The sequence below is a fragment of the Pseudomonas lini genome (genome assembly GCF_030812475.1).
GTDB lineage: Bacteria > Pseudomonadota > Gammaproteobacteria > Pseudomonadales > Pseudomonadaceae > Aquipseudomonas > Aquipseudomonas lini_A.
The window spans coordinates 324,480-338,874 of sequence record NZ_JAUSSR010000002.1 but is presented as its reverse complement, the minus strand read 5'-3'; the positions used below and the strand labels follow the sequence as shown (position 1 = coordinate 338,874).

The following is a 14,395-nucleotide window of genomic DNA, read 5'->3' as shown; positions in this document are numbered from 1 at the left end:
GTTCACCTCAGGAATTTTCCGCCAGGTATTGTTCATAACCGTCTTGATCCATCAATTGATTGAATGCAGACTTATCGTGAGGACGAATACGGAAGAACCAACCAGAGTCCATAGGGGATGCATTAACCAACTCAGGCTCTTCAGATACCGCAGGATTCACTGCAACTATCTCTGCTGCAATCGGCATAGTGATGTTGCTAGCAGCCTTCACCGACTCAAGAACGACCACTTCGGCACCTGCTTCAAAGGAAGATAAATCTGGAAGTTGGACGAACACCACATCACCCAATGCTTCTTGAGCAAAGTTGGTGATACCTACTGTGATCTCGCCAGTTTCTTCAAGACGAAGCCATTCGTGATCATGAGTAAAACGCAATTTCATAATAAGTCCTTGAAGCCGTTTAAGGATGATGGAGCCTAGTAAAATCCAGGTCTAAGCGGACACTGCAATTGGAGTGCCAACAAAATAAAATCAACGAAAACACATGCATTACAAAAACATACGAAAACAGCAAAGCAGCTCTTATCGATGTCACCCAATAAAGCCAATCGCGGTGCATTAGCGGCAGCAAAATTTATCAATCTTGAGAGCGATTCATCCCATCTAAACAGAACCGTCCCAGCATCTTAAAACGTTATCACCCGAATGATCAAACAGATAATCCTCGTGAGTTTACAATACTTTAATACCCTTAACTTCGACACCACAGAGCTTTACCAACTATCAATCTTGATCTTGTGGTGAAAAATTTTTTGCATTAATGAGAAACTCAGAGAGCATTTAAACGGCAATTGCATGCCCATGGACAATCGAATGCTTAGCCATCGATGACAGTTGCTCAGCCTCCAACGCAAGCCTGCACTCTACAAGCTCCGCGATTGTCAGTATTGGTAACCTGTAACGTGCGGCGTACGCCTCAATGTCATTCCCACGAGTCATTGTTCCGTCTGGATTCATCAATTCACAAAGCACGGCTGCTGGGCGCATGCCTGCCAGGATTGCGATTTCGACACTCCCTTCGGTGTGACCACGACGCTCCAAGACGCCTCCAGATCTAGCCTTCAACGGGAACATATGACCCGGGCTAACAATACGACGATTGAATGTGTCTGATGCTAAAGCGGCCTGTACGGTAGTCACCCTGTCCGCAGCAGAGACACCCGTCGTGATGCCTTCAGCAGCTTCAATACTCACAGTGAAGCCGGTTGCATACCGCGACTCGTTTAGTGGAACCATTGGCTTAAGCCGTAGCATGTCGACGGTTTGTTCGTCCAGGCAAAGACAGACAATGCCACTACCATCTCGAATCATCATGGCCATGCTTTGAACTGACATATTCTGAGCGGCCACGACTAGGTCAGCTTCATTTTCTCGATCAAAATCGTCGACTAATACTACTGGGCGCCCTGCCTTATAAGCGCTCATAGCAGCGAGCACGTTGGGAAAACGCGATAGGATAGAGTTGGACATTTCTTATTCTCCGAACAAGCCTGGCGCTGGGCCGGGCATTCAAAACCAGGGATAGGTCGATGTTTTTTTGCGATCACTTTCGCAACCGCAGAAATTAATTTTTACGCTTGTTCAATAACCACGACTGAGATCCACGCTTCCTTTCAACGGCCGGTTTGAAATGAATCGTTCAAAGTTTGACAAGAACGCATCAACCATCATTTCAGGGTTTGCCGGCCCGGCAATATGGGGCGTAATCGTGATATTTGGTGTTATCCAGAATTGATGCGAAGGCGGCAGTGGCTCATGGTGAAAAACGTCAAGCACTGCAGCAGCGATACGATTGTTACCGATTGCCTCCACTAAATCGGCGTCGACGACTGCTGATCCCCGTCCAATGTTGATGAACAACGCACTGGGCTTCATCAAATTGAAGAGTTTTCGATCAAACAGGTTTCTGGTTTCAGGTGTATCAGGAAGAATATTGACGACGAAATCAACTTCATCGAGATGTTCGTAAAATGAATCCAAGTCATACGTGGCGAGCAGATGCTCACTTTCTTTAGGCGCACGCTGTACGCCAACCACCTGCATTCCCAAACAGGTTAACCGTTGTGCAACGTAAAGCCCGATATTCCCAGCACCAACGAGCATGACTCTTTGCCCGTGAAGGGTGCCGGATTCAGCCGTTCCCCAAATAAAGCGTTCCTGATTTTCCGAACAACTCATACCTGGCTTTACATGTGCCAGCATGTGAAATAGAACGTACTCCAACATCGGCTGACCGAAAACATCAACAGCACGACTCAATAAATAGTCATCAGGCATAGAGGATTTCAAAAGAGGTGAAAAACCTGCCCATGTCAACTGCAACCAACGAGGCTTCCACCCTTGGATTAACAAACGTGCAGCTTTATCCGGTGCTCCAAACCATACATCAGCTGGGCAATCAGATTGCGAGTACACATCCGAGATAGGAAAAACCGTAATCTCAGGCGCTTTACTGCGCAGAAGAGAGAAGTACCCGTCGGCAGCGTCATCATCCAAAAGCAGTACGCTGCGAGAATCTGGTTGAGAGGTGGCAGACAACATCCCGGCATTACCTTTGATTGGAAGCTCCCGCGTCGTACAGAAGCCTTTTAACCAATAAGGCAATTGCTGTGCCATTATAAAAAAGCTTTTAAAAACATAGTGTTAGCTCATGATAAATTTACTGAACGCAACGTTGAGACGAGAGAATCACTTTTGCAACGAAAAAAAAGGCCAGCTAACAAGCGTTAGCTGGCCTTCTTTACACGTGGTTTAAGCGGTGCGAATTCCGTACCGTTTGATCTTGCGGTAGAGGGTCGCCTTGCTCATTCCTAGAGCCTTGGCGGCCCGATCGATCTGATTACCATGACTAGACAAGGCTGCCTGAATTGTTTGCCCTTCAAGATTTGCGAGTGCCTGGCGCGCGTCAAGATTCATGAACTCGTGCGAGCTACTCAATTGGTTGCGATTCACCACAACAGGAGATGAGTCATTCTCCAATTCGCCTGCACGGCTGTGTGGCATATCTGGCTCCTTATGAACCGGCACCTCCAAACGCTCAGAGATCGTTTTTATCCGATTCTCAAAAGGTAGCGTGATATCCGAAGGCTTGATGACACCATCCTCAGCAAAGAGCGATGCACGATGGAGGACATGTTTAAGCTCGCGGACATTGCCAGGCCATGAATAATCGAGGAGCTTTTTCCACGCAGCGGGCTTCATCTCTGGAAGGTCATCCGTACCAACCACAAGCTCCAAGACTGTTTCAATCAGTTGAGCCCTGTCTTCACGCTCACGAAGCGGTGGGATATTCACAATCATCCCTGCGAGCCGGAAAAATAGATCCTCTCTAAAGGTTCCATCAGCGACTTTTTCGTGAAGCCTTTGATTGGTAGCCGCGATGATCTGCAGGTTGACCTTAACTGCTTTACCAGACCCGAGAGGCGACACCTCTCCTGACTCGAGTACTCGCAACAAACGCGTCTGGAGTGCAAGGGGCATATCGCCTATTTCATCCAGGAATAGAGTCCCTCCATCGGCTTCCAGCAAACGCCCCTGATTTCCTTCCTTGCTGGCACCTGTGAACGCTCCTTTGCTATATCCAAAAAGCTCACTATCAATCAGGGACTCTGGTACGGCAGCACAGTTGAAAGCGACATAAGGGCCACGGCAACGATCGCTCTCTTCGTGGATCGCTTTCGCAAGCGTGTCCTTGCCGACACCTGTCTCACCCAAAAGAAGAAGGGGGAGATTTTTATTCATCACCTTGCGGATAAGTTTGACGTTTTGCAGCATCGTCGAATCCTGTCCAGCACAGCGGGCGAGAGAGCTGGAGGTTTCCCGAGGCTTAGGTTGGGGGCGGCTAGAGCGCGGCCTATTATCCGTAACTGCAATTTGAGATTCACCCCGCTCCCACTTCAACAAAACCATATCAATGGACTCATCACGGACTAGCGTCCGCACACGCGTCAGTGATCGGAAACACTCCAACGAGATGGCTGACTGCGGGCAATCGATAACCTCCCACAGCTTGGATTTACCGATATGCTTCGCCTCGATACCCAATCGTTTCCGCGCGCTATTACTAGCACCCCGTAGAGTGCCATTGTCATCAACGGCGATGATCTGAGCGGCGGTGTTGATGTCGCAGATTTGCAGGATGACACAGTCCCTGAAATGCTCGGTAAACAACCGTTCCTCGAGCATAACCGAGCTTCGAGTGGCCAGGTTATAGACAATGTGATGCGCATTGACATCCACATCAGGATTGCAGGTAGTGAGGTTCAGAACACCCTGTAGCTCCCCCCAAGGATTATAAAAGGGTGCAGCAACACAGGCTTGGGACGACAGATCGAAATAGAAATGATCATCCCTGAAAACGGCTACAGGCCGTTGTTCAGCTATGCAGGTACCAATGCCGTTGGTACCTCCCACGTCTTCGCTCCAAACTGTCCCTAGTTTATCGCTCTCACAATAGAAAGCCTGCTGGGGTTTAACACTCTCGGCGATAATCACACCTTGGGCATTCGCCAAGCTGGCGCTATAGCCGACGGCACTGACCATAGACATGAGACCGTTAAGTTCACTCAACGCAAAAGTGAATGCCTGCTGTCCGAATTCATCTTGCATCCGACGCAGCTGTGAGTCCTCTACCTGAGGAACCTCCGGCTTTTGATCCGGAGACATACCATTTGCGAAGCAGCGGGCCCAAGAGTCTTCGCATCTATCACGCAGGATTACAGAAGTATCTGAGGAGGTCTGCAAGGCGCCTGGCTTCCCTACGGAATCTAGCCGTGAGCGGATTCGTGAGAGATGTTCTTGGAAACTCATGCCTAGCACCTTCTCGGGTGAGCCGTAATGACAGGATACACCTTTACCTGATTTCGATGAATTCAAGCAATAATCGAGCCCACAGGACAGTCGCCATCTGTCCGAAATCGGCAAAAATAGCGACTCGATCGAATGGGGACACGCGCTAGCTCATCGCATTTCCTGCCAGCTCATACTTTTTTCTGCGAGTTAATCCGGCCCTGGCATGCCTACACCGCGCGCCACCAAGCCATGCCCCTTCGATCATCGAGAACATAAGCCGAATCGCAAAAAGGGGGTGGGTGAGGAATACGCGCACCTGCGCACTGGTGCTACGGCCATACAAACACCAATTGCAGAAATGCTCGCAGTTGTTCGTGAGTACTCGGTAACGATTTTCACCCACGCGCGAAAGCGCACGCCTTACCACCTCATCTGCGCTGTATTGAGGCCTTGGATCACCTCGATATTGCACCGTCTTGCCAGCAGCAAAACCCTCAATAGGCAAGATTTTTACCGCGCCGCCGTAGAGCCCGCCAAACAACCCCGAATAATGAATGACCTTTCCAGCGCCTAAGTAGATCCCATGATGAAAGTAGCCTTTTCGAGGGGTAATGAGATGACTACCAACAGGCAGTTCAGAGCTGCTCTGCCTGTCCCATTGCACCCAAGCAGCATGAGAATCCGTAGCCGATAAAGGAGTTGTCACTTTCATTTTAGGCACCACCTCGAACTGCTTCGGCGCTCACTTAGAGTCACCACTTCATCCAGGGTGGAGCACGCTTCATGCCACGTGACCAATTTATCCCTACTGACCTGCTCGCCGGCGCCAAAACTGGTACCACGACTCAACCCGAAATCTATTCGCCGACCGAGCCAAAGCACGAGTTTCATCGCACAAAAAATCAATTCTCAATTTTGCAACGAATGATTTAAGACCTTGTCGCAAAGTTGATTTTACGAGGTGAGAGACGTTGCGAGAAAAGGGATACGGTGAAAAAAATAATAAAATAACCATATATATCAATCAGATAAGCAATTTAAACCGAGATGGCACCCTTGTTGCTATGACCTGTTTACTGACGAACTCGACATGCATCCACGCAGTGCGCTTCGTTGTTCGGCGGTTAAACCCTCATGGGGCGTTCTACCAAAAACCAGACGCCCTAGATGCTCAGCAAAAGCTTAGGAGTACATATGGAACTCGGTCTTTTCATGATGCCGCTGCACGATCCGCGGCGTAACTACACTGAAATGCTGCAACAAGATCGCCAAGCCGCTATTTTGGCTGACCAGTTGGGCTACTCCGAGGTATGGGTAGGCGAACACTACAGTTGCAGCTCTGAGCCAGTAGCGAACCCGCTCCAGTTTTTCGCCACTCTTCTGGATGCCACCAAAAACATCAAATTCGCAACCGGTGTTTTGAACCTGCCTCAGCACCACCCGGCAACTGTCGCAGGTGATGTCGCTCAATTCGACCACCTGAGCGGGGGCCGTTTTATCATGGGTGTTGGCCCTGGCGGCTTAGTCAGCGACATGGAGCTGTTCGGCACTTCCGATATGAACCGTGCAGAGATGACTGTCGAATCCGTGGAAATGATCCACAAAATTTGGGCATCCAATCCACCATACAACATTCAGGGTAAGTACTGGAACGTCGTACTTGAGAAGAACCTGATCCCTTCGCTGGGTTTTGGCCCGATGCTCAAACCATTCCAGCAACCACATCCTCCGCTCGCCATTTCTGTAATGAGCCCGTCGTCTAGCAGTGCTCGCCAAGCTGGTGAAAAAGGCTGGAGCATTGTCAGCGCAAACTTCATTCCACCGGTGCACGCTAAATCTCACTGGGAACAGTATGCAATTGGTTGCGAAAACGCCGGTCGTCCGGCTGACCGCAACAACTGGCGTATCGCTCGTTCGATCTTGGTCACCGACACCGATCAAGAGGCTGCTGATTACCTGGCTCGTCCGGATTCTACTTATGGCTGGTACTACGACTACATCGTCGAAGATATGAAAGCCTTCAACATGCAGCGCATCCTCAAACCAAGCGCTGATATTCCGGACAGCGAAGTAACTCGCCAAAACTGCCTGGATTGGATGGTGATGTCTGGTTCACCAAAAACCGTCCTCGACAAGCTAGTTGCATTCGTCGATTACGTCGGTGGCCCATTCGGCACCCTGCTGACCACTCAGAAGGATTGGGAAAACCCAGCCCTTCATCAGAAGTCTTTGCGACTGCTGGCTGAGCAGGTCATGCCGAAGCTGCGTGATTATTGCAAAGAAATGAAGAAAGCTTCTTAACGAAGCCATGGGCCCGGAAGGGCCCAACTCAAGACGGCCAAAGCAGTCGTCAGCTCGGTGTCACCCTTACTGCCAAGAACAATCTGTCCGATCGTACGTTCACCTTCCAGGTAGAGCATGTAAAGGAAGTCGATCAGGGCATACACAAACAAGGTCGCAACACGTCCGATCCCAATGGTATCGGCGATTGCTACCTACACAAGGGGATTGCCATGATTTTAAATGTAACTCAACGACAGCGGCTGATAAGCGGATTTCTTGCCGCTCCGACAATGTCGTTCATGCTAGTGTTCTTCATTTTACCGTCCCTCTTGCTGTTGCTTTACAGCTTCTGGTCGGCTCGCTCCTTCGTCATCGACCCCACCTTTAACATAGACAATTACGTCCGAACCTTGTCAGCCGCCGGTTTCTGGAGGACTGGGGTCACTGGTCTTTCGAACGGTGTATGGACAGCCATTGCGTCCGTGGTTTTAAGCTTTCCTGCGGCGTATTACATCGTCTACCGCAGCGTCAACAACAACGCCTTCTACCTGATCCTCCTTTCATGGTTTTCAAGTTATCTGGTGAGGGTTTATGCCTGGAGAACCATTCTGGGTACAAACGGGCTGATCAACACGACGCTCATGCAATTCGGGCTGATCAACCAGCCGGTTGAATTTTTACTATTCAGCCCATTCGCCTCGGTGATCACCCTCGTCCACATCATGTTTCCTTTCGCGCTCCTTCTTTTGGTTTCAGCGTTGCGTGACGTGAAAACTGACTACATCGAAGCGGCTCGAGATATGGGCGCATCGCGGTTTCAGGTGCTGACCAAGGTAATCATTCCAATGTCCTACAAGGGCATTGTCTCCGCATTTATGTTTACGTTCATCCTCGCAGCAGGCGACTACATCACCCCTCAGTTATTGGGCGGAAGAGATGGGGTTACCAACGGCCTGCTCATTGCCAACCAATTCAGAAGCGCCGGTAACTGGCCCCTAGGTGCAGCGATGGCGTTCATCACCTTGGTGCTTTTTGTAGGTGTCTACGTGGCCTTTACGCAACTGATGAAAGCTTGCCGTCTTTCCCCCGGCCGCCGTTATCACAACTAATTGAGGACATCGAAATGTTAAGAATGTACCTCTGGCTCTATGTGCTGTTCCTCTATGCCCCTATCGTCATCATTGGCATGTTCAGCTTCCATAGCAGCCCATCACTGGTGTTTCCGTTCGACGGATGGAGCCTGCGCTGGTACGAACAGATTTTCGCCAGCCGCACCTTTCGCGAGTCACTGTGGAACAGCATCATCGTGGCGACTGCTGCATCTGTAGTGACTACCCTTCTCGGGGCTACGGTTGCTCTCGCGTTGATTCGGATCAAAGGAAAGATGCGGGATGTGATTGCTACGATCTGCGCAGCTCCTATCGCCTTGCCTGGATTATTTTTAGGGATCGCCCTGGTAAGTGGTTTCGCGCAAGTGGGAATGAATCGCTCACTACTAACCGTCACCATCTCGCATGTGCTTTATGCCCTGCCATTTTTTGTGGCGACTCTGCGTTCTCGTATCGACTACTTCGACAGTTCGCTCGAAGAAGCAGCCCGAGATCTGGGTGCGACGACTTGGCAATCTTTCCACCTTGTAACTTTGCCAATTCTGCGTCCTAGCATCGTGGGAGCCGCAATCTTGGTGTTCGCACTCTCGTTCGACGAGCTGATCATCACCGTCTTCGTGAGTGGAAACGAGTCAACGCTCCCCATGATGATTTGGTCGATGATGCGTCGCACTGTTGACCCAACCATCAACGCTGCATCCATGGTGGCCCTTGGGCTTTCCTTGATCGTCATCACCATCGCGGGAGCCATTTTTTGGCTGCAACGCCGTGCCGCAATCTCGTCCAGAACTTCTGATTTGAGGGTTGAAGCAAATGACCAAGTCGATAGTACAACTGAACAACGTCCACAAAGCGTTCGGCCCGTTCAAAGCTTTGAATGACATCAACCTTGATATCCAGAAAGGCGAGATTCTGACACTGCTTGGCCCAAGTGGCTGCGGCAAGACGACCCTCATGCGGATCATTGCAGGTTTTGAGGAGCCGACGTCCGGCACGCTGAAAATTAATGGGCAGAATGCGACCAGTCTGCCACCCGAAAAACGCAGCGTGAACATGGTGTTTCAGCGCTATGCACTGTTTCCGCACCTGGATGTTTTTGACAACGTTGCCTTCGGATTGCGCCTTCGTAAATTGCCCAAGGATGAGGTCAATAAGCAAGTGACAGCTATGCTTCATTTAGTGCAGTTGGAAACCTATTCCGGCAGATGGATCCATGAACTCAGCGGTGGGCAATGCCAACGAGTTGCTCTCGCCCGCGCATTGGTCAATCAGCCAGACGTGCTGCTATTGGACGAACCCCTGGCAGCGCTCGACCTCAAAATTCGGCATCACATGCTTCGTGAGTTGAAGCGAATTCATGAGGAAACAGGCACCACGTTTGTTTACGTCACTCATGATCAGGATGAGGCAATGATTCTCTCGGATCGGGTCGTACTGATGAACAAAGGGGAGATCGCGCAGCTTGGTTCACCACAGGATCTGTACGCAGCTCCTGAATCTCTGTTCTGCGCCAAATTCTTCGGCGAGACCAACATCTTGGAAGGGCGCGTCGACAAGATAACCAGCGGCGTAGCTGACATTTCGACTCCGCTTTTTTCTGCCAAAGGTGCGGCACGAAATGCTCGCGAGGGAGAGACCGTATCCATCTCCATTCGTCCAGAGGCGATGAAATTAACAGGTTCTGATGCCCCACTCTTGGCAGGCCCCAACAGACTGAAAGGACATGTTGAGGACATCGTTTTTATCGGTAATCGCGTTGTTTATCAGGTTCGCCATGGCGACAACCTTCTCAGTTGCCAGGAGACGCGTCCCGTAACAGGAATTCAACACACCCCGGGATCTCACGTCCATCTCAACTGGCCAGATGAGGCCGTTGTGGTTCTGACGCAATGATCAGTAAGAACGTCGCGGTGGGCTTAGTCCACCGCTGCAACCAAAGTACTAAGGAGTCGAAGTTGGTGGATTATATTGTAGTGGGTGGTGGGCCTGCAGCTTGCGCGGTCGCATCTCGTTTAACCGAGGATTCCAACACCTCGGTAACTCTGTTCGAGCAGGGTTCCCGTGACTGGAACCCGTATATCCATATGCCGGTTACCTACTTTAAGACGGCCAAGGGCAACCTGCTGAGCCGTTACACCTTGCAACCGCAAAAGCATCAGAACAACCAGACCCCGGTGATGGTGCAAGGTCGTGTGTTGGGCGGCGGTAGCTCCGTAAACGCCATGGTCTACATGCGTGGCTGCCCGGAAGACTATGACAACTGGGTCAAACTTGGTTGTGAAGGATGGTCGTACAAGGAGGTGCTTCCTTACTTCAAACGTAGCGAGGACAACGAGAGGTTCGCGGGAGAGGCGCACGGCCAAGGTGGGCCATTGGGGGTGTCCGACCAACGCCATACGCATTATCTGACCAAGAGCTGGGTGAAAGCGGCGCAACAGCTTGGCGTCAACTACAACCCAGACTTCAACTCTGGCAAGCAGGCTGGCGTAGGGTTGTATCAGGTCAAGATGCGCAATGGACTGCGTTGCAGCGCGGCCGTCGCTTATTTGAACCCAGCGCGAAAACGCTCGAATCTTAAAATCCGTACGCAATGCAAAGTATTGCGCATTTTGGTTGAGAACGGCCGAGCGGTTGGTGTGGAGTATGAGGAAGGCGGTAACGTAAAGACCCTGCGTGCCGAAAAGGAAGTGATCGTTAGTGCTGGTGCGATCGGCTCTCCTACCTTGTTGTTACGCTCTGGTATCGGGCCTGCTGAACATCTGAAATCTGTCGGTGTTCCGCTGGTTCATGACCTACCCGGCGTGGGTGAAAATTTGCAAGACCACGTCGATATGTTCCTCATTTACGAATTGACTGGCGCCCACAGCTACGACAAATACAAAAAACTGCATTGGCAAGCTTGGGCTGCTTTGCAGTACTTGATGTTCCGCAACGGCCCGATCACCTCCAACATCTGCGAAGGTGGGATGGTCTGGTACGGAGATGAGCAAGACCCGCTACCAAATCTTCAGTACCACTTCCTCCCTGGGGCAGGTGTAGAAGAAGGTGCCGAAAGCACCCCGAGTGGAAATGGCTGCACAGTCAACGTGTACCAAACCCGTCCTCGCTCTCGAGGCACAGTCCGTCTTCGCGACGCCAACCCTCATAGCGATCCGCTTGTTGATCCGAACTACCTGGCAGACCCGTACGATGTTGAGGTTCTCGCGGAGGCAGTGCGCATTGGCCAGGAAATTATGGAGCAGTCCGCACTCAGTCAATACATCGCGCATCCACATCGTCCATCGAAGCGGTTGATGACCAAAGAAGAGCGCATCCAATTTGTAAGGGAAACTGCACAAGGGGCTCTGCACCCATCAGGCGCCTGCAAAATGGGTACCGACCCTATGGCCGTAGTCGATCCGCAGTTCCGCGTGCATGGGCTTAAAGGATTGCGCGTGTGCGATACATCAGCAATGCCACAACTCGTCTCCGGCAACACCAGCGCACCATCCATGATGATGGGTGAACGCCTCGCCGACTTCATCCGTGGCCGTTCTGCGGAGGTCAGATGATATGAAGCTACTACCCGCCTTATCAGGTGCGGAACAAAGTAGTTGGTCTTGGTGGCGGGAGGATATACAGCCACTCCATGGCCTTCCATTGAGGCCACTACGCGGAGCTATCAATGTTGACGTCGTCATCATTGGTGGAGGCTTCACTGGCATGTGGACTGCGTTGGCTTTGCGCCAACGCGCTCCGCATTTATCTGTCGCCCTCTTGGAAGCTAATCGGCTTGGTGATGGAGCAAGTAGCAAAAATGGAGGGATGGTTCACGGTTACTGGGCTTCCCTTCCAGGAAACATCAGAGCAATGGGCGTTGATAATGCCCTCGATATCGCCCTGCTTGGTAGTAAGGCGCAAAACGCATTCAGGGAATTCGCGTTCAAACCCGGGCGCGACATCTGGTGGAACGAAAAAGGAAATCTCAGAGTCGCTACATGCGAGGCGCAGGAGCGAACGTTAAAAACCTTCCTTGAACAATGCCAAGGGTTGGGGGTGGAAAAATACATCCAGCCACTTGATCGTAAAAAAGTCAGAGAGCTCATAGACGCTCCCGCCTTTGGTAGTGGAATCTACTTTCCGGAAGCTGGAAATGTGCATCCAGGCAAGCTGATCATTGAGCTAAAAAAAGCAGTGATTGAAGCTGGCGTACAAGTGTATGAACACACGCCGGTATCTCGAGTTGAGGATGGTTTTCCACATCGGGTTCAGTGCGAGAATGGAGTCGTAATCGCAAAGGACGTGGTGCTTGCAACGAATGTGGGGCTCGCTGGCATTCCTTCCTTAACGAACAAATTCAGCATTTTTTCCAGCTACGCAACGATGTCCAATCAGACAGAGGAAGGCCTCTCCAATGTCGGATGGTCAACTCCCGTAGGCGTCAGCGATGCACGAATGTTTCTCCATTATTTCCGTCGCACTAACGACAATCGGGTGCTTATGGGATCGGGCTCCGGGCCTATCGGCTGGCGCAGTGAAATTGATGGGTTGGCATTACGCCAGGACGAACAAAGTGTCGGCAGAGCACGCCGAGGAATGAAGCATCTTTTGCCATCTGTTGCCCAAGCGGGTTTCGCAAAAAGCTGGGGCTGGCCGATAGATGTGTCGTCTGACCGGATTCCATTCTTCAAGACACTCAAGAGGCGAATACACTACGGCGGCGGTTACTCGGGCCATGGCGTCCAAGCAACTTGGATCGGAGGACAGTGCTTGGCCTCCTTGGTTCTGAACACTCAAGATGAATGGACGCTATCTCCATTTTGTAACCGCAGGATGCCTAGCCTGCCCCCTGAACCATTCAAGTTCATTGGAGCAAGTGCAATCCGGTGGGGAGTATTAAGCTGCGAGGAAGCTGAGCAAGTGGCGCGTAATGCGCCTTTCCCAGCTAAAGCGCTTGCTGCACTTCCTTCAATTCTGGGACTACGCATCGGGGTTCGCTGATCCTTCCCGAAGTACCTGTATTCAAAGGCCGCCATGAAAAATCTGCCCAAAAAAGTCGGTACGCTGCCGTATCGACTGTCGACCCGTATCGCATTTTTTGTGGCTGGTTTTTTGATGGCGTCGTGGGCGCCATTAGTAGCCTACGCGAAGAGTCGTCTAGAGCTTAATGAAGCCACTCTAGGTCTGTTGCTTCTTTGTGTGGGCATCGGATCACTCATTTGTATGCCACTCGCTGGGCCTCTTGCTCAGCGAGTAGGTCTACGCAAGCTCATCATCTCAAGCAGCCTTGTTTTCTGTGCAACCCTACCAGGTTTGGCGATCGCTTCTGATCTCATGGTTATGGCCGCCCTGCTCCTACTGTTTGGTGCTTCGTTAGGTCTATTGGATATCTCAATAAATTTCCAAGCAGCAGCAGTAGAACGAGCAGCAGGCATGCCATTGATGTCTGGGTTTCACGGTTTTTTCAGTATCGGCACATTCGTAGGTGCCAGCAGCGGAACAGCTCTTTTAAGCACAGGTGCGTCTCCACTATTTGTAACGCTTATCGCTGCGGCGTTGGGGTCACTTCTCATACTGGTAACGCACCCTCGACTCATTCCTTCAATGCCCGACTCATCTTCCAATTTCTTCGCGCGCCCCCGTGGCACCGTTAGCCTTTTAGCGGCACTCACCTTCATTTGTTTGTTGGTGGAAGGCGCAATGCTGGACTGGGGGGCCATTCTTTTAGGCACGCTTCAACACGTACCTTCCGCATCAGGAGCAATCGGCTATTCCCTGTTCACATTGACAATGTCCATTGGACGGTTATCTGGAGACTGGGCAAGCGCGAAATTTGGGGACAAAAATCTCCTGCAATCTGGTGCGGCAATAGGAGTCGCAGGATTCGCATTAATTCTGACACAAGACCTTAACGGCGCGTTGCTGGGTTACATGCTGATTGGGATTGGTGTTGCGAACATTGTCCCAATTTTGTTTCGGGCTGCGCTCAATCAACATGACGTTCCCAGCGCCCAAGCCTTGTCCGCGGTAGCAACAGTTGGATACCTGGGCGTGCTTATGGGGCCCGCCGCGATCGGATTCGTATCTCATGCCACCTCGATCAAAGTGGCATTCACCGGCCTGGCAGCACTACTTGGCATAGTTCTACTGGCAGCAACATTCGTCGCCCGCGGCAGTATCCCAGCGAATCAGGAGAGTTGAACAATTGCGAATGCGCCTCTCACTATTGAGA

Annotated in this window: 12 protein-coding genes; 7 read left to right on the top strand and 5 right to left on the bottom strand. The window is 51.2% G+C overall.

Annotation, left to right across the window (positions count from 1 at the left end):
• Positions 1-7 precede the first annotated feature (7 nt).
• From gcvH to J2W17_RS05350, 5 genes are all read right to left on the bottom strand, one after another.
• Positions 8-385 carry a glycine cleavage system protein GcvH gene (gcvH, locus tag J2W17_RS05370; RefSeq protein WP_307330984.1) on the bottom strand — a complete coding sequence of 126 codons (378 nt, stop codon included), beginning with the start codon at positions 383-385 and terminating at the stop codon, positions 8-10.
• 396 nt (positions 386-781) lie between these two features.
• Positions 782-1,471, bottom strand: coding sequence for a 3,4-dihydroxy-2-butanone-4-phosphate synthase (ribB, locus tag J2W17_RS05365; RefSeq protein ID WP_307330336.1), 690 nt, complete (start codon positions 1,469-1,471; stop codon positions 782-784).
• 111 nt (positions 1,472-1,582) lie between these two features.
• Positions 1,583-2,617: a D-2-hydroxyacid dehydrogenase gene (locus tag J2W17_RS05360; RefSeq protein WP_307330334.1), complete on the bottom strand. Its 1,035-nt coding sequence runs from the start codon at positions 2,615-2,617 to the stop codon at positions 1,583-1,585.
• 135 nt (positions 2,618-2,752) lie between these two features.
• Entirely contained in the window at positions 2,753-4,810 is a 2,058-nt protein-coding gene (locus tag J2W17_RS05355; RefSeq protein ID WP_307330331.1) for a sigma-54-dependent Fis family transcriptional regulator, read from the bottom strand.
• A 145-nt stretch (positions 4,811-4,955) separates the two neighbouring features.
• Positions 4,956-5,504, bottom strand: coding sequence for a lecithin retinol acyltransferase family protein (locus J2W17_RS05350; RefSeq protein WP_307330328.1), 549 nt, complete (start codon positions 5,502-5,504; stop codon positions 4,956-4,958).
• Positions 5,505-5,986: 482 nt separating this feature from the next.
• Here J2W17_RS05350 and J2W17_RS05345 point away from each other — a divergent pair, with 482 nt between their 5' ends.
• From J2W17_RS05345 to J2W17_RS05315, 7 genes are all read left to right on the top strand, one after another.
• A complete protein-coding gene (locus tag J2W17_RS05345) occupies positions 5,987-7,093 on the top strand; it encodes an LLM class flavin-dependent oxidoreductase (RefSeq protein ID WP_307330325.1) in 1,107 nt (368 codons plus the stop codon).
• A complete protein-coding gene (locus J2W17_RS05340) occupies positions 7,066-8,184 on the top strand; it encodes an ABC transporter permease (RefSeq protein ID WP_307330322.1) in 1,119 nt (372 codons plus the stop codon). Before J2W17_RS05345 ends, J2W17_RS05340 begins: the two co-directional genes overlap by 28 nt.
• A gap of 14 nt (positions 8,185-8,198) precedes the next feature.
• Complete coding sequence (locus J2W17_RS05335) at positions 8,199-9,065, top strand: ABC transporter permease (RefSeq protein WP_307330320.1); 867 nt, start codon at positions 8,199-8,201, stop codon at positions 9,063-9,065.
• Positions 8,998-10,077 carry an ABC transporter ATP-binding protein gene (locus tag J2W17_RS05330; protein ID WP_307330317.1) on the top strand — a complete coding sequence of 360 codons (1,080 nt, stop codon included), beginning with the start codon at positions 8,998-9,000 and terminating at the stop codon, positions 10,075-10,077. The genes J2W17_RS05335 and J2W17_RS05330 overlap by 68 nt, the downstream gene beginning before the upstream one ends.
• Positions 10,078-10,139: 62 nt before the next feature.
• Complete coding sequence (locus J2W17_RS05325) at positions 10,140-11,735, top strand: GMC family oxidoreductase (protein ID WP_307330982.1); 1,596 nt, start codon at positions 10,140-10,142, stop codon at positions 11,733-11,735.
• Position 11,736: 1 nt separating this feature from the next.
• A complete protein-coding gene (locus J2W17_RS05320; RefSeq protein ID WP_307330314.1) occupies positions 11,737-13,164 on the top strand; it encodes an NAD(P)/FAD-dependent oxidoreductase in 1,428 nt (475 codons plus the stop codon).
• Positions 13,165-13,197: 33 nt separating this feature from the next.
• Positions 13,198-14,364, top strand: coding sequence for an MFS transporter (locus J2W17_RS05315; RefSeq protein WP_307330310.1), 1,167 nt, complete (start codon positions 13,198-13,200; stop codon positions 14,362-14,364).
• Positions 14,365-14,395 lie beyond the last annotated feature (31 nt).

Coding starts and splice junctions, on each gene's coding strand:
- J2W17_RS05330 (WP_307330317.1), top strand. CDS start 8,998: ATGACCAAGTCGATAGTACAACTGAACAACGTCCACAAAGCGTTCGGC.
- J2W17_RS05335 (WP_307330320.1), top strand. CDS start 8,199: ATGTTAAGAATGTACCTCTGGCTCTATGTGCTGTTCCTCTATGCCCCT.
- J2W17_RS05320 (WP_307330314.1), top strand. CDS start 11,737: ATGAAGCTACTACCCGCCTTATCAGGTGCGGAACAAAGTAGTTGGTCT.
- J2W17_RS05350 (WP_307330328.1), bottom strand. CDS start 5,504: ATGAAAGTGACAACTCCTTTATCGGCTACGGATTCTCATGCTGCTTGG.
- J2W17_RS05355 (WP_307330331.1), bottom strand. CDS start 4,810: ATGAGTTTCCAAGAACATCTCTCACGAATCCGCTCACGGCTAGATTCC.
- J2W17_RS05345 (WP_307330325.1), top strand. CDS start 5,987: ATGGAACTCGGTCTTTTCATGATGCCGCTGCACGATCCGCGGCGTAAC.
- J2W17_RS05315 (WP_307330310.1), top strand. CDS start 13,198: ATGAAAAATCTGCCCAAAAAAGTCGGTACGCTGCCGTATCGACTGTCG.
- J2W17_RS05360 (WP_307330334.1), bottom strand. CDS start 2,617: ATGGCACAGCAATTGCCTTATTGGTTAAAAGGCTTCTGTACGACGCGG.
- ribB (WP_307330336.1), bottom strand. CDS start 1,471: ATGTCCAACTCTATCCTATCGCGTTTTCCCAACGTGCTCGCTGCTATG.